General features: G+C 67.6%; 21 protein-coding genes. 4 read left to right on the top strand and 17 right to left on the bottom strand.

Going from position 1 to position 19,614, the window contains the following annotated elements; all coding sequences use genetic code 11:
- Nucleotides 1-35: 35 nt before the first annotated feature.
- From ABD678_RS09365 to thyX, 8 genes are all read right to left on the bottom strand, one after another.
- Complete coding sequence (locus ABD678_RS09365; protein WP_344755991.1) at nt 36-1,712, bottom strand: ribonuclease J; 1,677 nt, start codon at nt 1,710-1,712, stop codon at nt 36-38.
- Nucleotides 1,709-2,686, bottom strand: a complete 978-nt coding sequence (dapA, locus tag ABD678_RS09360) for a 4-hydroxy-tetrahydrodipicolinate synthase (protein WP_344755989.1) — start codon at nt 2,684-2,686, stop codon at nt 1,709-1,711. The genes ABD678_RS09365 and dapA overlap by 4 nt, the downstream gene beginning before the upstream one ends.
- 52 nt (nt 2,687-2,738) lie before the next feature.
- Nucleotides 2,739-3,329: a histidine phosphatase family protein gene (locus ABD678_RS09355; protein ID WP_344755987.1), complete on the bottom strand. Its 591-nt coding sequence runs from the start codon at nt 3,327-3,329 to the stop codon at nt 2,739-2,741.
- Nucleotides 3,326-4,438, bottom strand: a complete 1,113-nt coding sequence (locus ABD678_RS09350; protein WP_344755985.1) for an ABC transporter ATP-binding protein — start codon at nt 4,436-4,438, stop codon at nt 3,326-3,328. The genes ABD678_RS09355 and ABD678_RS09350 overlap by 4 nt, the downstream gene beginning before the upstream one ends.
- Nucleotides 4,435-6,225 (bottom strand): ABC transporter permease, encoded by a 1,791-nt coding sequence (locus tag ABD678_RS09345; RefSeq protein ID WP_344755983.1) that lies wholly within the window; start codon nt 6,223-6,225, stop codon nt 4,435-4,437. The genes ABD678_RS09350 and ABD678_RS09345 overlap by 4 nt, the downstream gene beginning before the upstream one ends.
- 4 nt (nt 6,226-6,229) lie before the next feature.
- A complete protein-coding gene (locus ABD678_RS09340) occupies nt 6,230-7,399 on the bottom strand; it encodes an ABC transporter substrate-binding protein (RefSeq protein WP_344755981.1) in 1,170 nt (389 codons plus the stop codon).
- Nucleotides 7,400-7,458: 59 nt separating this feature from the next.
- Complete coding sequence (locus ABD678_RS09335) at nt 7,459-8,295, bottom strand: MurR/RpiR family transcriptional regulator (protein ID WP_344755979.1); 837 nt, start codon at nt 8,293-8,295, stop codon at nt 7,459-7,461.
- A gap of 145 nt (nt 8,296-8,440) precedes the next feature.
- Nucleotides 8,441-9,169, bottom strand: coding sequence for an FAD-dependent thymidylate synthase (thyX, locus tag ABD678_RS09330; protein WP_344757142.1), 729 nt, complete (start codon nt 9,167-9,169; stop codon nt 8,441-8,443).
- Nucleotides 9,170-9,312: 143 nt separating this feature from the next.
- On the opposite strand from thyX, the gene ABD678_RS09325 reads away from it, so the two are divergent.
- Nucleotides 9,313-9,741, top strand: a complete 429-nt coding sequence (locus ABD678_RS09325; RefSeq protein WP_344755977.1) for an OsmC family peroxiredoxin — start codon at nt 9,313-9,315, stop codon at nt 9,739-9,741.
- 12 nt (nt 9,742-9,753) lie between these two features.
- Here ABD678_RS09325 and ABD678_RS09320 read toward each other — a convergent pair whose 3' ends face one another.
- Nucleotides 9,754-10,209, bottom strand: coding sequence for a hypothetical protein (locus ABD678_RS09320; protein WP_344755975.1), 456 nt, complete (start codon nt 10,207-10,209; stop codon nt 9,754-9,756).
- Nucleotides 10,206-10,961, bottom strand: coding sequence for a 4-hydroxy-tetrahydrodipicolinate reductase (gene dapB / locus ABD678_RS09315; protein WP_344755973.1), 756 nt, complete (start codon nt 10,959-10,961; stop codon nt 10,206-10,208). Before dapB ends, ABD678_RS09320 begins: the two co-directional genes overlap by 4 nt.
- A 57-nt stretch (nt 10,962-11,018) precedes the next feature.
- Between dapB and ABD678_RS09310 the strand changes: the two genes are divergently transcribed.
- Nucleotides 11,019-11,501 carry a GNAT family N-acetyltransferase gene (locus ABD678_RS09310; RefSeq protein WP_344755971.1) on the top strand — a complete coding sequence of 161 codons (483 nt, stop codon included), beginning with the start codon at nt 11,019-11,021 and terminating at the stop codon, nt 11,499-11,501.
- Between the two features lie 10 nt (nt 11,502-11,511).
- On the opposite strand, the gene ABD678_RS09305 is transcribed toward ABD678_RS09310, so the two are convergent.
- Entirely contained in the window at nt 11,512-12,114 is a 603-nt protein-coding gene (locus ABD678_RS09305) for a histidine phosphatase family protein (protein WP_344755969.1), read from the bottom strand.
- A gap of 44 nt (nt 12,115-12,158) precedes the next feature.
- A complete protein-coding gene (locus ABD678_RS09300; protein WP_344755967.1) occupies nt 12,159-13,511 on the bottom strand; it encodes a M16 family metallopeptidase in 1,353 nt (450 codons plus the stop codon).
- A gap of 377 nt (nt 13,512-13,888) precedes the next feature.
- Here ABD678_RS09300 and ABD678_RS09295 point away from each other — a divergent pair, with 377 nt between their 5' ends.
- Entirely contained in the window at nt 13,889-14,482 is a 594-nt protein-coding gene (locus ABD678_RS09295; RefSeq protein ID WP_344755965.1) for a TetR/AcrR family transcriptional regulator, read from the top strand.
- Between the two features lie 36 nt (nt 14,483-14,518).
- On the opposite strand, the gene ABD678_RS09290 is transcribed toward ABD678_RS09295, so the two are convergent.
- Nucleotides 14,519-15,520 (bottom strand): aldo/keto reductase, encoded by a 1,002-nt coding sequence (locus tag ABD678_RS09290; protein WP_344755963.1) that lies wholly within the window; start codon nt 15,518-15,520, stop codon nt 14,519-14,521.
- A gap of 123 nt (nt 15,521-15,643) precedes the next feature.
- Between ABD678_RS09290 and ABD678_RS09285 the strand changes: the two genes are divergently transcribed.
- Nucleotides 15,644-16,177: a YbhB/YbcL family Raf kinase inhibitor-like protein gene (locus ABD678_RS09285; protein ID WP_344755961.1), complete on the top strand. Its 534-nt coding sequence runs from the start codon at nt 15,644-15,646 to the stop codon at nt 16,175-16,177.
- Nucleotides 16,178-16,192: 15 nt separating this feature from the next.
- Here the strand turns inward: ABD678_RS09285 and ABD678_RS09280 are convergent, their stop codons facing one another.
- From ABD678_RS09280 to ABD678_RS09265, 4 genes are all read right to left on the bottom strand, one after another.
- Complete coding sequence (locus ABD678_RS09280; RefSeq protein WP_344755959.1) at nt 16,193-17,851, bottom strand: SulP family inorganic anion transporter; 1,659 nt, start codon at nt 17,849-17,851, stop codon at nt 16,193-16,195.
- Nucleotides 17,848-18,219 (bottom strand): ArsR/SmtB family transcription factor, encoded by a 372-nt coding sequence (locus tag ABD678_RS09275; protein WP_344755957.1) that lies wholly within the window; start codon nt 18,217-18,219, stop codon nt 17,848-17,850. Before ABD678_RS09275 ends, ABD678_RS09280 begins: the two co-directional genes overlap by 4 nt.
- Before the next feature lie 79 nt (nt 18,220-18,298).
- The gene (locus ABD678_RS09270) at nt 18,299-19,111 is read right to left on the bottom strand and encodes an HpcH/HpaI aldolase/citrate lyase family protein (protein WP_344755955.1); all 813 of its coding nucleotides are present in this window, start codon (nt 19,109-19,111) and stop codon (nt 18,299-18,301) included.
- Nucleotides 19,108-19,605, bottom strand: a complete 498-nt coding sequence (locus tag ABD678_RS09265) for a MaoC family dehydratase (protein WP_344755953.1) — start codon at nt 19,603-19,605, stop codon at nt 19,108-19,110. The genes ABD678_RS09270 and ABD678_RS09265 overlap by 4 nt, the downstream gene beginning before the upstream one ends.
- Nucleotides 19,606-19,614: the final 9 nt, after the last annotated feature.

The following is a 19,614-nucleotide window of genomic DNA, read 5'->3' as shown; positions in this document are numbered from 1 at the left end:
TTCCGACGTCCCGGTCGTCGGCACCGGAAGCCGGGCTAGGCCTCGATGACCACCGGCACGATCATCGGGCGGCGCCGGTGCTGCGTGTTGACCCAGCGGCCGACCGTGCGACGGATGACCTGGCTGAAGGAGTGCGTGTCGCGCGTGCCGTTCTCAGCGGCATCCGCGAGCGCCTTGACGATCATCGGCTTGACATCGTCGAACACGGCCTCGTCCTCGGCGAACCCGCGCGACTGCACCTCTGGGCCGACGATGACCTTGCCGGTCTGCGGGTCGATCGCCACGAAGATGGAGATGAAGCCCTCCTCGGCGAGGATGCGGCGGTCCTTGAGGTCGGCTTCGGTGATCTCACCGACCGTCGAGCCGTCGACGTACACGTAGCCGAGGTCGAGCTGGCCGACGACCTCGACCTCGCCGTCCTTGAGGTCGAGCACGATGCCGTCCTCACCGATGAAGGTGTTCTCCTCCGGCACGCCGGTGTCGATCGCGAGCCGCTGGTTCGCCACGAGGTGCCGGTACTCGCCGTGCACCGGCAACACGTTCTTCGGCTTGATGATGTTGAAGCAGTAGAGCAGCTCCCCCGCACTCGCGTGGCCGGAGACGTGCACCTTCGCGTTGCCCTTGTGCACGACGGTCGCACCGAGCGTGGTGAGCCCGTTGATGACCCGGTAGACCGCGTTCTCGTTGCCCGGGATGAGGCTCGAGGCGAGGATGACCGTGTCACCCTTCCCGACCTCGATCTGGTGCTCGAGGTTGGCCATGCGCGCCAGCACCGCCATCGGTTCGCCCTGGGACCCGGTGCTCATGAACACGACGCGGTCATCCGGCAGGTCGAGCGCCTTCTTGGTGTCGACGAGCACGCCCTCCGGCACCCTGAGGTAGCCGAGATCGGCGGCGATCGTCATGTTGCGCACCATCGAGCGACCCATGAAGGCGACCTTGCGACCGTTCGCATGGGCGGCATCCAGCACCTGCTGCACGCGGTGGACGTGACTGGAGAAGCTCGCGACGATCACGCGCCGCGGCGCCTTCGCGATGACCGATTCGAGCACCGGCCCGATCGCCCGCTCGGAGGCGGTGAACCCGGGAACGTCGGCATTGGTGGAGTCGGGGAGGAACAGGTCGACGCCCGCCTCACCGAGCCGGGCGAAGGCGCGCAGGTCGGTGATGCGGCTGTCGAGCGGGAGCTGGTCCATCTTGAAGTCGCCGGTGTGGAGCACGACGCCGGCGCTCGTGGAGATCGCCACGGCGAGCGCATCCGGGATCGAGTGGTTGACCGCGATGAACTCGAGGTCGAACGGTCCGAGCTTCTCCTTCTGCCCCTCCTTCACGTCGAGCGTGAGCGGGGTGATCCGGTGCTCCTTGAGCTTCGCCTCGATGAGCGCGAGCGTGAGGCTCGAACCGATGAGCGGAATGTCCTGGCGCAGGCGCAGCAGATAGGGGACGGCGCCGATGTGGTCCTCGTGGCCGTGCGTGAGCACGATGCCGAGGATGTCGTCGAGCCGGTCCCGCACGGGGGCGAAGTCGGGCAGGATGAGGTCGACACCGGGCTGGTGCTCCTCCGGGAAGAGCACACCGCAGTCGACGATGAGGATCTTGCCGTCGATCTCGAAGACCGTCATGTTGCGGCCGATCTCGCCGAGGCCGCCGACCGGGATGATGCGCAGGGTTCCTGGCTTCAGCGCCCGCGGTTCGTACACCGGTGAGTTCATCGCGTGGTCCCTGCCACCTTCGGCAATGCGCCGCCGGCCGCGGCATTGCGGTCGGGGCGGAAATTGCTGAGATCGAGCCCCGGGATCTCGCCGATTCTCGCGAGGTCGTCCTCGATCTGGGCCGCCTCGAAGTCCTCCGGGCCGACGAGCGGGAGCCGCACACGGGGTGAACCGATCCGTCCGAGGCCGTGCAGCACGTACTTGGCGGCGACGGTTCCCGGCACTTGGGTCATGATCGCCCGCACGAGGGGCTCGAGCTTCTGGTGGGCTGCGGTCGCCTCGGCGAGCTTTCCGGCGTTCACCGCATCGACGATCTGGCGGTAGGGGCGCGCGGCCACGTTCGCCGTGACGCCGACGAGGCCCGTCGCGCCGATCGACAGGTGCGGCAGCACGTTCGCGTCATCGCCGGAGAAGTAGAGCAGGTCGGTCTCGTTGAGAACGCGGCTCACCTGGCTGAAGTCGCCCTTGGCATCCTTGATCCCGAGGATGTTGGGGTGCTTCGCGGCGCGCACGATCGTCTCGTAGGCGATCGGCACACCGGTGCGTCCGGGGATGTCGTAGAGGATGACCGGCAGGTCGGTGGCATCCGCGATGAGTCGGAAGTGGGTGAGGATACCGGACTGCGTCGGCTTGTTGTAATACGGAGTCACGATCATGACGCCGTCGGCTCCGGCCTTCTCGCTCGCCTTGTACAACTGCATCGCGTGGGCGGTCTCGTTCGAGCCGCCGCCCGTGATGATCTTCGCCCGGCCTGCCGCGACATGCTTGCCGACCTCGACGAGTCTGACCTTCTCCGGGTCGGTGAGGGTGCTCGTCTCCCCCGTCGTGCCGGTCACGACGATGCCGTCCGCGCCGTCGTTGATGACGTCGTCGATGTGCTTCTCGACGTCGGCCCAGTCGACTTCGCCATCGGCGGTGAACGGGGTCACCAGCGCGACGAGCACCTGGCCGAACGGATTCTCACGAGTAGTCACGCGTTACAGGGTATCGCGCCGCCGGTTGCACCGGGCCACGGTGCGATGCGACTCAATCCGGCGGGTCCTCGCTGAGACCGCTCGTGGTAGCACCGTAGGCGCGCAGCCGCGCCCGATCGGTGAAATCGATAATGGTCAGGCTCGCCGGGTCGACGGGGACCAGCGCGTTCGCCTGAAGCCCGACGAACGCCTGGCACAACGCTCGAATAGGCCCACCGTGGGTGACGACGAGGACTGTCCTATCGTTTGGCAACAGCTGCTCGACGGCCGAGACGACACGATCGGTGAGCGCTTCGAACGTCTCTGCGCCTGGTGGCGTGAACACACCGGCCCGCCATGATTTATAGGCGCCGTCACCCCGTCGCCCCAGTTCGGCGGAAGATAGTCCTGTCCAGTCGCCCAGGTGTGCCTCCTGCCACCGCTCATCCAGTTCGGGATCGTGGAAGCCGAGCAGGGCAGCCGTCGCCGTCGCGCGAGACAGCGGGGACGAGATGCAGCGGGTCGGCCGTTGAGCAGCCACCAGCGGGGCGAGGAGGCGCCCCTGCCCCCGTCCGGATTCGGACAGCGGGATGTCTTCGCTGCCCTGCAGCCGGTGCCCGGCGTTCCATGCCGTCTCTCCATGACGAACGAGCAATAGCCTCATAACGGGCTTCCCGCCGCCCACTCGAGAAGCACCTTTGCGCCCGTCGCGCTGTCGAAGAGCCCGTCGGGTTGCCCGGGGAACCCGATCCAGATCCGGTCTCCGGCCAATACCCGGGGGTGATCGTCGGCGATGACCGAGAGGCGCTTGCCCCCCACGGAGGCCGAGACCAGGAACCGTCCTGCGAGTGGAGTCGATTCCGCGAATTCAGCGGCAAGCACGCCCTCTGCTGGACCAGGAGCGAGCCGGAGGGATTCTGCCCGGTACATCAGGTCAATCGGTCCGGTCGGCACCGACGGCGGCAATGAGGCGATCGCTTTGCCACCGCTTCGGGCGACTCCACCGGATACCACGGCGGGAATCACGTTCGCCGGCGGCGTGCCGATGAAGGTTGCGACAAAGGAGCTCGCGGGATCCGACAGCAGGTCGTCGGGCGAACCGAACTGCTCGACGACGCCGTCACGCATGAGCGCCACGTGGGTCGCCATGGTCATCGCCTCGACCTGGTCGTGCGTGACGTAAACACTTGTTGCTCCCGTTGCCCGGTGGATGCGAACCAGTTCACTTCGGGTTTCGACCCTCAGCTTCGCGTCGAGGTTCGACAGCGGTTCATCGAAAAGCAGCACTGACGGGGCGGGGGCGATCATCCTGCCGATGGCAACACGCTGCTGCTGGCCGCCCGAGATCTCCCCGGGGTAGCGACTCGCGAGTTGCGCGATGCCCAGCAGCTCCAGAACCTCCCGAACTCGAGCCTTGCGGCGCCCTGACGGCTGCTTTGCAACCTTGAGCGGCCACTCGATATTGGCCTGCACGGTCATATGCGGCCACAACGCATAGCTCTGGAACACCAGGCCGGCATCGCGCCTGCCAGGAGCGATCGATCCTCCGGTGGCCGTGGCGACCGTGCGATCTCCGAATCGGATCTGCCCACCGGTGGGCTGCTCGAGCCCGGCGAGCATCCTCAGCATCGTCGTCTTGCCGCAGCCGGACGGGCCGACCAGCACGAGGAACGCCCCCTGCGGAACGGAGATGTCCACGCCCCGAACGGCGTTGAAGCCTTCGAAGCTCTTGCGCAGGTCTTCGATGACGATACCGGGTTCTGCGACGTTCACGTGGCCTCCGACCAGGGTTGTGCGGCGCTCTCAAGACGCCGAGCGAGAAGAGTCGCCGAAATGGAGATGACGGCGATGAGCACGGTGATTGCGGTGGCGAACTGGGCGAAACCCTCGCTCGCGTACCGATACGTCATGACCGACAGCAGCGGAGTGGCCGGCGTGACCAGGAGAACGACCAGGGAGAGATCCCGGATCATCTTGACGAAGACGAGCACGGCACCGGCGAGGAGTCCGCGAGCGGCCAGCGGTATCACGACCCGCACCATGCGCCGCCCGAGGCCCGCTCCCGTCATGGTCGCCGCCTCCTCGAGGTCCGTCGCGATCTGCCCGACGGCCGCCCGGCCCGATTGCGAGGCGAACGGAAGAGTGTACGCAGCGCCGGCGATCACCAGGATGGCAAAGGTGCCGTACAGCGCCGGCAACGGGCCGATCGGGCGCCCGAACAGGGCGATGAACGCTGCTCCGAGCGCGACACCCGGGAACAGGAACGGCAGGAACGACAGGATGCCGAGAGCGTTGCTCAAGAATTTCGGGCGCTTCAGCCGCGTGATGACGTAGCCGATCGCCAGTCCGAGGGTCGTCGCGCAGACGGCAACCGCCAGACCCAGTCCGATCGTGGTCCAGATCGCCTCGATCACGGTCGGATTCAAGAGAATCCCCCGCTGCCCCTGGGCGAACCCCGGATCGGACTCGCCGATCCAGAAGTGCAGCGTGAAGCCCCCCGTCAACGAGTTCGTCCGGCGCGCAAAACTGGACATGAGAAGGACCAGCCCTGGAAGAATCGTCGTGGCAAGGGCGATCAGGCCGGCGAGCAAAGTCAGCGGCCAGCGCCACCGATCCAGGGAGATGGCCGACCTCCTGCCACCCTTTCCGGTGATCGTCGCATAGGAGCGGCGTCCGCCGACGACCCGAGTGCTCGCGAACAGCACCATTGCCGCAATCGCGATCAGCAGCAGTGCGAGGACGAACCCACGCTCCGTCTCGCCCGTCGCAATCGCACCGTAAAGCCTGGTGGACAACGTCTGGAACCGCACCGGCAGTCCCAGCAGCGCGGGTGCCGCGAAGTTGCTCACGCCTTCCGCGAACGCCAGCATCGCCCCGGAGATGATGCTCGGAAGCACGATCGGCAAAGCGATCGAGCGGGCCACCCTCGCCCTCGTTGCGCCGGCCATCTCACCGGCTTCGGTGAGACTGCCATTGACCGTGGCCAGGCCGGCGGCAACGAGGGTGAAGGTGAGGGAGTAGTAATGCGCGATCAGAGTCGCGGAGATCGGGACAGTGCCCCACGCCAGCCAGTCCGGCACCGCCAGGCCGAGGTCCTGTAACAGGCCGACCCGGCCGCCGATGAGATCGTTCCGGAACACCGTCTCCCACGCCAGGGCCAGGGCAAAGCTCGGAAGTGCGAACGGCAGGGTAGCCAGCACGGCGATGGTCTTGCGGAAGGGTGCGTCGGTCATCACCACAAGCCACGCCATGAAGCTGCCGATCAGTACAGAGCCGATAGCCGTCGCCGACCCGATGACCAGCGAGTTGGCGAGCGGCTCCCAGAACAGGTTGGGGGCGAGGCGGCCACTGAGAACCTTCTGCCAGGCGTCCAGCCCATCCGTTCCCAGCGTCGTACCGATGAGTCCGATCAACGGCATGACGACGAGAACGACGAGGACCGCGGTCGTCACCAGTCCGAGGACGGCGACGGGGTTCGTGAGCCAGGAGCGAAGCCGCTTCCCGCGATCGCCGGGGCTCACCCGGACGGCTTCGCCCCGAAGGGCCGGCTCTGCGCGCACGTGCCTACTCCAGTGTCAGCAGGAAGTCGGCGACATCCGAGCGGATCGTGATCGTCTCGGCAGGATCGATCACCCAGGCCGCGAGCTCGTCGAGTGTGAGCGCGCCGTCCGGTGGGACGATATCGGTTCTCGTCGGGTAATCACCGGCGACGTAGAGCGGGGCATAGCCCGGGCCGCCGGTCTCACTGTCGTCTCCCATCGCGAAGTCGATGAAGAGTCTCGCTGCGGCGGGGTGATCGCCGCCCGCGACGAGCCCGAGGTACGCCGGGAACACGATTCCCGAGGCCGGCGCCACTCCTGCCGCAACCTGCAGAGCCCAACCCTCCTCCTCGTTGTCGCGCAGGTCGGAATACGACGAGAAACCGACGGGCGGCGAGGCCTGGCCCATCTTTCCCACGGCGCTGTTGACGGCATCCGTGTCATCGACCAGGATCAAGCCGTTGTCATAGAGCATCTTGATCCACTGCTCGCCGGCGTTCTGGATACCGTCATCCAGTTGCACGCTCTTTCCGTAGAGCTCTTCGTACGCCGACGAGAATTCATCTGAGCGCAATACGGCCTCGGTCATCAGATCCAGGTAGTCGCCGCGCACGTTCGGGTCGACCATGACCACCTTGCCGTTCCACTCCGGTTCGGTGAGCTCCCAGAGGTTCGCCACGGGCGGGCCGTCCGGATTTGCTTCCTCGTTGTACAGAAGCACCTTCGTGGAGAGCCGATTGGCCGGAAGCGGCGCGCTGTGTTCCGCGGGCAACGCGTCGGCGACACGGGCAGGCACATACGGGAGCAGGATGCCGGGTTCGACCAGGTCGCGGATCACGATGGGTGCGTCCGCGATATAGGCGACGTCCGCGGTCGTGGTTCCCGACGCCGATTCGGCCTTCAGCCTTGCCACCTGCTCGGTTGCCGAGATGTCGTGCCCGATGAGGTCGATCCCCGGATATTCGGCTTCGAAGGCCGCTTCGATCGCGGCGATACGACTGGTGAACGAGTAGACGACGACCGATCCCTCCTCGAGGGCCTGCGCCTTCAGCTCCTCGAGACTGAGGCCGTCCAGCTCGTCCGACGCGGGCGGTTCGTTCGTCGAACTACTGCAGCCGGTCAACAGCATGCCGGACAACGCCATGACGGCTATCGCCGCGCGCACGGGAACGCGGCGTTGTGATGGTGATCGCATGAATCCTCCTTGATTGATGTCGGGAATTACGGTGAAACAACTGCCCCGGTGGCGACTGTCTAGTCCCCGAACCGTTTCATAAGCTCGTCGAGACGCTCCAGGGACTTCATGGCCCGGCTTCCGCCCGCCGTGGCAACCGTGAGCACGAGGGCATTGGCGATCGCCATCGGCACGGTCAGCGATTGGAACTCGCGACCGGTGCCTCGTGCTGCCGCCAGCACATGGTTCGGGCGTGGGCGGATTTGAGCGTCGAGCGTGTCGGTGAAGAGGATGCTCGTCGCGCCGACCTCGTCGATCGTCTTCAGCAGGCCGCGCAGCTGAGTGGGGATGCGCCGCAGCGCGATGCACAGAACGACATCGCCCTTCTGCAGGGAGACCAGGGTTTCGGCGAGGTCCCTGTTGTTCGTCCCCAGCATGCCGACGTTGAACCCGAACCGCCGCAAGCGCCGCTCCAGCATTCCGGCGAGTACGGTCGCGTTGCCCTGGGCGAAGATGAGCGTCCTGCGCGCGGCGAGTATCTGGTTGGCGACAGCCTTGAGGTCGGCATGGGAGACGGTGCGAACAGCCTCCGCTAGCGCTGCCGCTTCTTCGCTCACGAGTGAGGCGAGAACATCGTCGGACTCGGCGTGGGACAGCCTGTTACGGATGCGGTCGGCTGCTCCGACACCGTCGAGAAGTTCCCGCTGAAGTGATTCGCGAAGCCCCGGATAACCGGCATATCCGAGCTTCTTCGCCAGCCGTGTCGCCGCGGCAACGTGCACGTTGGCACGCGCTGTTATCCGGTCTGCCGGGAGGAACGCCGATTCCGTCGGGTGCGAAAGCAGCACATCGAGCACGGCACGATCGGCACTGGTCAGCTGGCCGGCAAAGGCATCGAGTCGTTCTCGCAGAAGCATGTCCCGACCATATGGTGCTATCAAGCTTGCGATCAAGGGCTTTCTTGCAAGTTTTCTTGCAGGCTTTTGCACTCGAAATTGCAGGCTGCAAGCATCCGTGCATCGCGGGTTCCGAGTGCGTCAGGTCCGCGCCACCGCCGATGGGCTAGGGCGCGACGCGGCCGTTCCCGTTGAACGCCGCATAGGTCAGCGGCATGAGCTCGGCGAAGTGCTCCTCCATCTTCTCGGCGCACATCTCGATCTCGCGCTGGGGGAAGGATGGGAAGTGGCTGCCGTCGCGCTTGGTGCGCAGGCTCAGGAAGTTCATGAGCGAACGGGCGTTCATGGTGACGTACATCGAGGAATAGATCGTGAGCGGGAGGACGATCCGGGCGACCTCACGCGCGACGCCGGCCTCGAGCATCCGCTGGTACGCCTCGTAGGCGTGACGGGACACATCGCGCGTCTGCTGTTCGACGAGCGCGGTCTGCTCGGCGGTCCCGGGATGGAACTCGTAGGCGCCGGGCTTTCCGGTCTGGATGAGGTTGCGCTCGACCGACGGGACGTAGAAGACCGGGTTCAGCTCCCGGTAGCGTCCCGACTCCTCGTTGTAGGAGGCGATGCGATGCCGCATGAACTCGCGGAAGACGAAGATCGGGGCCTGCACGTAGAACGTCATCGAGTTGTGCTCGAACGGGGAGCCGTGCCGGTCGCGCATGAGGTAGTTGATGAGGCCGCGGTTGCGCTTCTCATCCTGCTCGGTCTGGGCGCCGTCGAGCTGGCTCGACTCGAGGGTCTGCTCGCCCTGGGTCGACACGCGTGCGGCGAAGAGCACGTCGGAGTCGTGGGCGCTGGAGCGCACGAGCTCCACCGTCACGTCGGAGCGGAACTGGATGGGCGCGGGGGTCTCGGCAGGCTCGACCGGAGAATCGACAGGCTCGGCCGGGGAATGTGGAGGCTGGGCATCTTCTGACACGGCCTTCACGATAGCGAACGACGCTGGCTTAGGGTGGAGACACGCGAACGAAGGAGACGACCATGGCGCTCACGAGCGAATCGACCACACTCTGGATCGGCGATCTGAAGTCCGGCAGCGGCACGATCAGCCTCGACTCCTCCGAGGCCGCGGAGTTCCCGGTCACCTGGGCCGCGCGCACCGAGGGCGAGGCCGGCAGGACGAACCCCGAGGAGTTGCTCGGCGCAGCCCACGCCTCGTGCTACTCCATGCAGTTCTCGAGCCTGCTCGCCAAGGCGGGCACGCCGCCGAAGAGCCTGCAGGTGACCGCCGCCGTGACGTTCGACCCCGCCCAGGGAGGTATCCTCGGCAGCCACCTCCTGGTGAGCGCCGACGTCGAGGGCATCACCGACGAGGCGTTCCAGAACCTCGCCAACGAGGCGAAGGAGACCTGCCCGGTATCGCGTGCGCTCGCCGGGATCACGATCACACTCGAGGCGAGCCTCACGTAGTTCCGGGCCGACTCAGTCCGAAGCCCCGCGACCGCCGCCCTCCAGCGCGATCGCTCGACGAATCGCTCCCCGCGCCCTGCGACGATCGCCGCACGCGTCGTAGGCGAGCCCGAGCCGGTACCAGGACTCCCAGCGCCCTGGCGCGGCCTCCGCCTCCGCTTGGTACTGAGCGAAGGCAGCATCCGCCGCAGCACGTTCGATCCGACCGCTCGGGCGACGGGGAAGGTCCTGAAGCGGCAGCTCTCCCTCGGTGGCGAGCATGCGCCCCAGTCGCTCGCTGCGGATGCCGAACACCACCTCGGCGACCAGGGCCCACAGGCCGACGACCGGAAGAACGAACAGAGCGATTCCGAGTCCCTTGGCGACCGGCTCATCGACCGCGATGAGCCGGAGGGCGAGCTGCACCACGAGGGCGAGGTACACCACGAGCAGCACGGCCATGACGGCCGCGAAGATCCTGCTGCTCACGATTCGCCGAACCCGAGGAGGGAGTCGAGGCCCACCGTGACCCCGCTCGCTGTCGGCAGCGCCCTCAGCGCGAGCAGTATCCCCGCCTCGTAGGCGGCCGGAGAGAGCGTCTCGTGGCTGAGGGTGAGCACTTCTCCCGTCCCACCGAACAGCACGTCCTGCTTCGCGACGACGCCCTGCAGACGGATGCTGTGCACCGGGATGCCGGCCACCTGCTCTCCGCGGGCGCGCTGGTCGGTGTGCGGTGCGGCGACGAGCCCCTGCCCGGCAGCCGTTCGTTCTGCCGCCATGAGCTCTGCCGTGCGGATGGCGGTGCCGGAGGGCGAGTCGATCTTCGAGGAGCCGTGCGCCTCGATGACCTCGATCGAGTCGAAGAACCTCGCGGCCGTCGCCGCGAATCTCGTGGCGAGAACAGAGCCGAGCGAGAAGTTCGGGACGATGATGACTCCCACCTCGGAGCCCGCGGCGGCCTTCGCCGCTACCTTCGCCTCCACCGCTGCAATGCGCTCGCTCGTCCAGCCGCTCGTGCCCACCAGGACGTCGAGCCCGTGCTCGACGGCGAAGTCGACCACGCGGGGGCTCGCGGCCGGGAGGGAGACGTCGACCACGGCATCCGCGTCGAGGATGTCCGCGAGCTCGCCCTTCGAGCCGATGCCCGCCGCGAGCTCGAAGTCGTCGGACTCCTCGATGATGCGGGACACGAGGGCACCCATGCGCCCGGTTGCGCCCACGACGGCGACCCGTATTGTCATGTCGCCAAACCTACCAACCACGAGCAACCGGCACTCGCACAGCCCTAGGCTGGCAGGGTGATCTTCCGGGAAACCCTGCCCTCCGACCCCGTCGCGCACCGGTTGCTGTCCGACTATTTCGCGAGCCGCGAACTCGGTTTCACCGGAGCCCACGGCTACACGATCGTGCATCCGGGCGATGCGCAGTTCGCCCCGCCGCAGGGCGTGTTCCTCGTCGTCGGTGACGTGGATGGCAGCGGCGATGCGGTCGGATGCGGCGGCATCCGGCGGATCGAGCCGGGCATCGACGACGAGGTCTGGTTCGAGGTCAAGCACCTCTGGGTCGAGCCGGAGGGGCGCGGGCAGGGTCTCGGCCGGAAGCTGCTCGCCGAGCTCGAGGCACGGGCGATCGGCTTCGGGGCGACCCACGCCGTGCTCGACACGAATGCGAGCCTCGAGGCCGCTGCCGGCCTCTACCTCTCGAGCGGCTACCGGGCGATCGAGCCGTACAACGACAATCCGAACGCGACCAACTGGTACGGCAAACCGCTCTCGCCCTAGCGCGCGCCTCTCAGTACGGCTGCGCCTCCGGCAGCCCCGATCGCAGCTCGACCGGCAGATGGCCGAGGTCGTTGTGCGTCACGAGCACGGGCGGCTTCGCCGTGCGAACCCGGATGATGGTGAGACCGCAGTTGGCCTGGTTGAGTCCCATCCACCGCCAGGCGGGGGCGCCGAAGACCTCCCGCACGAACCAGGCGATGACGAAGTTGTGCGTGATGAGCAACTCGTGGCGCTCACCGCGGGCGGGCGCCAGCCATTCGGACACGGCATCCGCCATCTGCGCCTGGCCGGCCTCGATCTCCTCGGCCGTCACCGCGCCGAAGAAGGGCTCGAAGGCGTGCGGGAGCTCGGGGTCCGGGCCGGAGGGGATGCAGTCCATGAGCAGGGCGGAGGGCTTAGCCTCGAGACCCGGCATGGTCTTCGTCATGATCTTCGCGGTCTCCTGCGCGCGCTGAAGCGGAGAGTGCCAGGCCGCATCGAAGGGAACGCCGGAGAGCCGCTGTGCGATCGCGCGGGCCTGACGTTTCCCACGGGCCGAGAGCGGACCGTCGGGCATACCGTGCTCGGCGTCCTGCTGCTCTCCATGGCGCACGAGGTACAGGAAGTGGGACATCGTCGTCCTCCAGTGTTTCGGGTGTTTGTTGCGGGTCGTTGGGGTCAGGCGGCGGATGCTCCGGCCAGGTCGGCGAACGGGGCCTCGTCGGTCGTGCCGACGACGGCGATGCTGAGCGGTCGCGAGGCCAGGTCCGCCGCGAGTTCGATGACGTCGGCCTTCGTGACCAGGTCGAGCCTCCGAAGGGACTCGTCGAGGTCTGCGAACTCGCCCAGCGTGATCTCGGAGCGGCCGAGCCTCGACATCCGGGTATCGGAGTCCTCCAGGGCGAGGGCGGATGCTCCCCCGAGCTGGCCCCGCGCCCTGGCCAGCTCGTCGTCGCTGACGCCGTCGTGAGCGAATCGCTGGAACTCGGAAAGCAGCAGCTCGGCCACCTGTCCGGCCTTCGCCGGTGAACACCCGGCGTAGAGGCCGAACAGGCCTGCGTCCGAGTAGCTCGGCGAGAACGAGTAGACGGAGTAGGCGAGCCCGCGCTTCTCACGGATCTCCTGGAACAGGCGCGACGACATCCCGCCGCCGAGCACCGAGTTGACGACCGCCATGGTGCTGCGCCGCTCGTCGGTCGCCGAGATACCCGGAACGCCCAGCAGGATGTTGGCCTGCTCGATGGGGCGCTGCACGACCGTGAGCGGGCTTCCCCGTTCGATGAGGTCGGCGCGCGCGTCGCGACGCGCGACGGGGGCGGCACGCACGGTGAGGTCCCAGCCGGCGGCGGCCAGGGCGGCCTCGACTGCGGCGACCATCTCGTCGTGGTGCACAGCACCCGCGGCGGTGATGACGAGGTCCTGCGGTCGATAGTTTCCGCGGTAGTGCTCCCACACGGCGGCGCGGGAGACCGCGCGGATCGTCTCCTGGCTGCCCCCGATCGGGCGGCCGAGCGGATGCTCCCCCAGCACCGCCTCGAAGAATCTCTCGTTCGCGACATCCGCAGGGTCATCGTCGGCCATCGCGAGTTCTTCGAGGATGACGCCGCGCTCGGTCTCGAACTCCTCCGCGTCGAGCAGGGATGAGGTGAGCATGTCGCACAGCACATCCACCGCCATGGGCACGTCCCGGTCCCGTACCTTCGCGTAGTAGCAGGTGTATTCCTTCGCGGTCATCGCGTTGTGCTCTCCACCGACGGAGTCGAAGCTGATCGCGATGTCGAGGGCGGTACGCGACGCGGTTCCCTTGAACAGGAGATGCTCGAGGAAGTGTGTCGAACCGTAGTGGCCCGGCTGTTCGTCGCGCGAGCCGACCGCGACCCAGAAGCCGATCGTCGTACTGCGCGCACCGGGTACCTGTTCGGTCAGGATGCGCACTCCGCCGGGGAGCACCGTGCGGCGCACGAGGCAGTCCCCGGTCGCCGTGAAAGAGAGTTCTGCCAGGTCAAGGGGCAACCGAACCGCGCCATTCATCTCTCCGAGCCTAGGACATCCGCCTCGGGTGCGACCCACCCGGCCCCACCACCAATCCGGTGTCTCGGTATATTGACCCCGGTTCTGGGGTACACCAAGTCCGCATAAATGTGGACAAACAGACTTGTCTGTCCCCAAATTGTGTTATCGTAATCAACCAAGGAGAGGGTGAGGTCGAAGTTCTGGCCTGACTCCCCCGGCAACCGAGCTAACCCGAAAGTCCGGTTGCCGGGCCCCTCGCCTGAAGCAGGGCTGCACGTACTGGAGCTTCCGTGAACCAAGGTTCACGGGCCGCGGCGCCGGATTTCCCCCCAGATCCGGTCCGCTCCCAGGCGACAGTGAGGATACCTAGCCGATCTGCCCAAGGGAGCCACGCTGTGACGATTGTCGATCATGATCCAACGTCACAGCGTGCCCCCTGGGCGAAGCAGCGGATCCTCGATACCGCGACCGACCTCTTCTACCGCGAAGGCATCCGCCTCGTCGGAGTCGATCGTCTCATCAGCGAGTCCGAGGTCACCAAGGCGACCTTCTACAAGCACTACCGCTCCAAGGACAACCTCGTCATCGCCTATGTCGCCGGTCGGCACGACCACGACAAGGAGCACATCGAGGAACTCATCCGCCAGAGCAGCGGGCCCGCCGAGGCGCTGAGCTCGATCGTCGGCCTCATCCTCGCCGCGCTCCAGCGCCCGGGGTTCCGCGGGTGCCTCTACCTCAACGCCGCCGCCGAGTTCCCCGAGCCGAATCACCCCGTCCGCCAACTCGTCGTCCAGCATCGCGACTGGTATTCGGCGGCCATCGAGACCCTGCTTGCGAAAGCGGGCCACCCTCTGCCCGGCGAAGGCGCCGACGACTTCCTCGTCGCCCGCGACGGCGCGATGACCGGGGGCTACGCCGGGGACCCGATCGCCGCCGCAGGAGCGCTGCAGCGGGCTGCCGAGCGCATCATCGCCGAGGCGAAGGCCTGAGGCCGCCTCCGAGAGCTCCAGGCCGACGGATGAGGCTCAGACCGAGACCTCGTCGAGTGCCGCCACCTGCTGGCGGGTGAGCCGGATGTCGATGGCGCCGACGAGGTCGGCCACCTGGCCTGCATTGCTCACCCCGACGACGGGCGCCGTGACGGTCGGCTTCGACAGGAGCCAGGCGATCGCGATGGACGCGGGAACGCTCTCATGCTCTGCGGCGATCCGGTCGAGGGTCGCCAGAATGCGCTGCCCGCGTCGGTTCAGGTGGCTCTCGGCGTCGCCACCGAGCACGACGTTGCCGGTGGAGTTGAGGTCGAGCTCCGAGCGGGACCGGTAGTTCCCGGCGAGGAACCCGCCATCGAGGGCGAATCTCGGCATCACCCCGAGGCGCTGCTGCTCCGCCACGTTGGCGAGCGCCCCCTCGAACTCGGTGCGGTGGGTCAGGCTGTAGCGGCACTGGAGCGCGATGAACGGCGTGAGCCCCAGCTGGGCGGCAATCACGCGAGCCTCGATGAACCGGTTGCCGGAATGGTCGGAGGCGCCGACGAATCGCACCTTGCCCTTTCGCACGTTCTCGTCGACCGCCACGAGCGTCTCCTCGAAGGGCACCTTCCTGTCATCGACGTGGAGGAACAGCACGTCGATGCGGTCGGTGCGCAGTCGCCGAAGGCTTGCGTCGATCGCGGCCGTCACAGCGCCGGTGCCAAGACCCGGGCTCTCGGCGCTCTTCCCGATCTTGGTCGCCACGATGAGCTCGTCCCGGTTGCGGCGCGAGTGCATCCAGTTGCCGATCATGGACTCACTGCGGCCCGCAGCGTACGAGTCGGCGGTGTCGATGAGGTTGCCGCCGAATGAGCGGTACTCGTCGAGGATGGCTTCCGCCGCGTCCTCCGCCGCCGTCCATCCGAACGCGTTCCCGCCGATCGCCACCGGGAAGACCCGCGGGCCGGCGCTGCCGAGCAGCCGACGGCGCGCGAGCGTCGGGTAGTCGACGTCCGCACGCTCGGAAGCGGCGCGGTCGAGTGGCAGCAGTTGGGTCACGCGCTGAGGTTATGACACCTCGGAGGCTTTGTATCGTGACCCGCCGGGATCGTTATCAGTGTTTTACTATTCGCAGAGGTGCGCCTCGTGCCGCATCGGTGCGGCGAGGAAGGGAGTGACCCCGTGACGAACGATCCGAACTGGCGGCTGCCGGTGGTCCCCGGCTTCGAGCTCTCGAGTCCCGAGGTGAAACCGGGCGACTATCTCCCGCTGTGGGCCAGGGCATCCGGGGCCGGCGGAGAGGACCGCTCCCCCACACTGAGCTGGTCCGGCGCTCCGGCCGGGACGAAGAGCTTCGTCGTGACGGTGTACGACCCGGACGCCCCCACCGGCAGCGGCTACTGGCACTGGGCGGTGCACGACATCCCCGCCTCGGTCACCGCACTGCCCGCCGACGCCGGCAACCCGGATGCCGGGCTTCTTCCCGAGGGCGCCATCACGATCGCGAACGAGTCGAGGGCAGAGCGCTTCGAGGGTGCAGGCCCGCCCCCCGGCGACGGCGAACACCGCTACGTCTTCACGGTCTCCGCGCTCGACGTGGAGCACCTCGCGCTGCCCGCCGGCTGCACCCCTGCCGTGCTCGGCTTCGTGATGCGGAACGCGGTCATCGGACGCGCCCAGCTCATCGCCCTCTCGGCCACGCCTGCCGAGCAGTAGCGCGGCGCCGATCGCTCACTGTGCCGCGAGTTCCCTCGCGTGCCCGATCGCCTCGGGCGTGTCGGCGAACACCCGACCGGCCTCCTTGAGCCTCGGCGCCGAGGTGAGCGCGGAGAGCACCTTGCGGTGGCCTGGGCGGATGCCGGAGAGCAGAACGATGATCCCTCGCTTCTCGAGCCTCGAGATGGCGTCGTCGAGCATGAGGGCGCCCGTGGCGTCGATCGTGCTCAGCCGGCTCATCCGCAGGATGACGACGGCGACATCCGTCACCTCGGAGAGCTCGAGCAGGAAACGGTGCGCCGCGCCGAAGAACAGCGCGCCGTCGAGTCGGAACGCGACGATGCGATCGTCGAGCAGGCTCTGCTCCTCGTCCGCGTGATCGGTCTCATCGAGTGGCACGCGCGAGACCTGCGCCGACCTCGCGACCGCCCGGAGCGCGACGATCCCGGCGAGGGCGAGCCCGACGATGACGGCGGTCACGAGGTCGATCGCGACCGTCACGACGAAGGTGATGACGAGCACGATGGCGTCGCCGCGCGAGGAGCGCAGGATGCTGCGGATCGCCCCGACCTGCACCATCTGCACTGTCGTGGCCAGCAGCACGCCACCGAGGGCGGCCAGTGGGATGATCCCGACGAGCGGTGCGGCAACGAGGATGAACAGCAGGAGCACGATCGAGTGCGTGAGCGAGGCGAGGCGCGACCGGGCTCCGGCCCGCACATTGACCGCGGTCCGGGCGATAGCGGCTGTCGCCGGCACACCGCCGAAGAAGGGGACGACGAGGTTCGCAATGCCCTGGCCGAAGAGTTCGCGATCGGGGTTGTGCTTCTGTCCGACGCTCATGGCGTCGGCCACGGTCGCGCACAGCAGGCTCTCGAGCGCCGCGAGGGCGGCGACGGCGACCGCCGAGGGCACGAGGGCGGCGAGGGCGACCGGGTCGAAGAACCCGGTAGACGGGGCGGGGAGGCCCCGCGGCAGCTCGCCCACGACGCCGAGGCCAGGGGCCAGGAAGTAGGCGACGACCGTGGCGAGGGCGACCGCGACGAGGGACAGTGGAAGCGCGGGCTTCCAGCGGGCGCCCACCAGGATGACAGCCGCGACGCCGAGTGCGATCGCGACCGGGATCGGGTCGGGCGACTGGACGAAGCGCACGAACGCGTCGATGGCGAGGTCGACGACTCGCTCCTGATCGCCCGGCTGGACCCCGAGCATGTTGGGCAACTGCTGCAGGGCGATCACGACAGCGATCCCCGCGGTGAAACCTTCGACGAGCGAGGAGGGCAGGTAGCGCACGTAGCGCCCGATGCCCGAGACGGAGAGCGCGAGAAGGATGATGCCGGCCATGACGCCCACCTGCAGCACGCCGGAAGGCCCGAACTCGTGCACGACGGGGATGAGCACGACCGTCATCGCACCGGTGGGGCCGGAGACCTGCAGGTTGCTGCCGCCGAAGATCGCCGCGAGGGCTCCGGCGATCACCGCGGTCGTCAGACCGGCTTCTGCACCGAGACCTGAGGCGACTCCGAAGGCGAGGGCGAGGGGCAGGGCGACGATCGCGACCGTCAGGCCGGCGATGAGGTCCCGGCCTGGCGAGCGTTTGACTGCGGCGAAGTCGGAGCGGGCGGGCAGGAGGCTCCTCAGGAAGGCGCCACCGGCCGACATCCGCCGTTTCACCGACGCGGGCCTGCGGCGGTTCTCGCGGTCCTCGATCCCTCCTCTTCGAGCGAGACGAGGATGGTGCGGGAGTCTTCGAGGTTCGTCATGAGCAGCTGCTTCGCGACGGCGAGCAGTTGCGACATCCTCGGGTCGCGCACCGAGTAGTGGATCGTGTTGCCGTCGCGTCGGGTCACGACGACGTTCGCGCGTCGCAGGACGGCGAGCTGCTGCGAGAGCTGGGTGACCTCGAGGTCGAGCCGGTCGGCGAGCTCGCCGACGGAAACCTCCCCCAGGACGAGCTGCTCGAGCGCGCGCACGCGCACCGGATGTGCGAGCGCCTTGAAGAGCTCCGCCTTGAGGGCGGCTACGGGGAGTTCTGTGGTCACTACTCAACTATATGGCAGATTTGCAGAATAGCCAATCTGATGATTCAACGACTAGCATCCTGCCGTCGCCGTCCTGCGATCACTTCCCGGCGTCGGCCCTGCGCAGGATGCCCGCAGCATGGCGGAGCACGGGCTCGTCGACCATCATCCCCTCGTGCCGGAACACCCCGCTCTCCCCCGATGCCGCCGCGATAACGCTCTGCGCCCAGGCGAATTCCTCCGCGCTCGGTCGGTAGGCATCCAGGATCGCCGCCACCTGGCCGGGGTGGATGCAGGCGCTCGCGGCGAAACCGCTCGCCGCAGCATCCTGCGCCTCGGCTGCGAGCCCCTCGAGGTCGTCGATCGCGACGTGCACGGCGTCGATCGCCGCCTTGCGATGGGCGCCGGCCGCGAGGAGCACCGAGGATCGCGCGTGGCGGGCTACGTCGCGGTAGCGACCGTCGCCGTCCCTGCTCGATGTTCCCCCGAGTGAGGCGACGAGATCCTCTGCGCCCCACATGAGCGCGACGACCGATTCGTGGGCGGCGAGCGCCGGCGCGGCGAGCACTCCGGCTGCCGTCTCGCACAGGGCGACGACGCCGTAGCCGTCGAGCGCGCGCAACTGATCGGTCGACACCGCCTTCGCCAGCATGACCGTGCGGTACTCGGTCCGTTCGAGCGCCGCGAGATCGGCGGCGAAATCGGGCGATCCGGCGGCGTTGACCCGCACGATCGTCTTCGCCGGGTCCAGCTGGTGCGCGACGAGCGCCTCGCGGGCCGCCGGCTTGTCGGTGGGCGCGACGGCATCCTCGAGGTCGAGGATGACCGCCGGGGATCGCTCGGCGGCCTTGTCGAACCGGTCCGGGCGGTCGGCGGGGCAGAACAGCAGCGCCGGAGCGAAGTCGAAGCTCACGGGGCATCCGCCTCGCACCAGACGAGGGTGCTGCGCACGGCCGTCGCGACGATGACCCCGTCCTGGTTCTTCGCGGTGTGCTCGAGCGTCACGATGCCCTGGCCCGGTCGCGACTTCGAGAGGCGCTTGGCCTTCACGAGCGTCTCGGAATAGAGCGTGTCACCGTGGTACACCGGATGCGGAAAGGCGACCGTCTCGAAGCCGAGATTCCCGATGATCGTTCCCTCTGTCAGTTGCGCAACCGAGCTCCCCACCATGGTCGAGAGGGTCAGCATCGAGTTCACAAGGCGCTGCCCGAAGGGCTGAGTCGCCGACCATGCGGCGTCGAGGTGAAGCGATTGGGTATTCATGGTCATGGTCGTGAACAGGATGTTGTCGGCCTCGGAGATCGTGCGCCCAGGGCGGTGAAGGTAGCGGGTGCCGACCTCGAACTCCTCGAAGTAGAGGCCACGCTGGAGGACCTCCCGCGGCGCACCCTTCGCATCGTCGTTCATCGTCGCCAT

Origin of the sequence: Leifsonella bigeumensis, from assembly GCF_039537265.1 — a bacterium.
Lineage (GTDB): Bacteria > Actinomycetota > Actinomycetes > Actinomycetales > Microbacteriaceae > Terrimesophilobacter > Terrimesophilobacter bigeumensis.
This window is presented reverse-complemented; position numbering and strand designations above follow the sequence as displayed.

Coding starts and splice junctions, on each gene's coding strand:
- ABD678_RS09325 (WP_344755977.1), top strand. CDS start 9,313: ATGGCGCTCACGAGCGAATCGACCACACTCTGGATCGGCGATCTGAAG.
- ABD678_RS09355 (WP_344755987.1), bottom strand. CDS start 3,329: ATGAGGCTATTGCTCGTTCGTCATGGAGAGACGGCATGGAACGCCGGG.
- ABD678_RS09335 (WP_344755979.1), bottom strand. CDS start 8,295: ATGCTTCTGCGAGAACGACTCGATGCCTTTGCCGGCCAGCTGACCAGT.
- ABD678_RS09305 (WP_344755969.1), bottom strand. CDS start 12,114: ATGTCCCACTTCCTGTACCTCGTGCGCCATGGAGAGCAGCAGGACGCC.
- ABD678_RS09265 (WP_344755953.1), bottom strand. CDS start 19,605: ATGAACGACGATGCGAAGGGTGCGCCGCGGGAGGTCCTCCAGCGTGGC.
- ABD678_RS09365 (WP_344755991.1), bottom strand. CDS start 1,712: ATGAACTCACCGGTGTACGAACCGCGGGCGCTGAAGCCAGGAACCCTG.
- dapB (WP_344755973.1), bottom strand. CDS start 10,961: ATGACAATACGGGTCGCCGTCGTGGGCGCAACCGGGCGCATGGGTGCC.
- ABD678_RS09300 (WP_344755967.1), bottom strand. CDS start 13,511: ATGAATGGCGCGGTTCGGTTGCCCCTTGACCTGGCAGAACTCTCTTTC.
- ABD678_RS09340 (WP_344755981.1), bottom strand. CDS start 7,399: ATGCGATCACCATCACAACGCCGCGTTCCCGTGCGCGCGGCGATAGCC.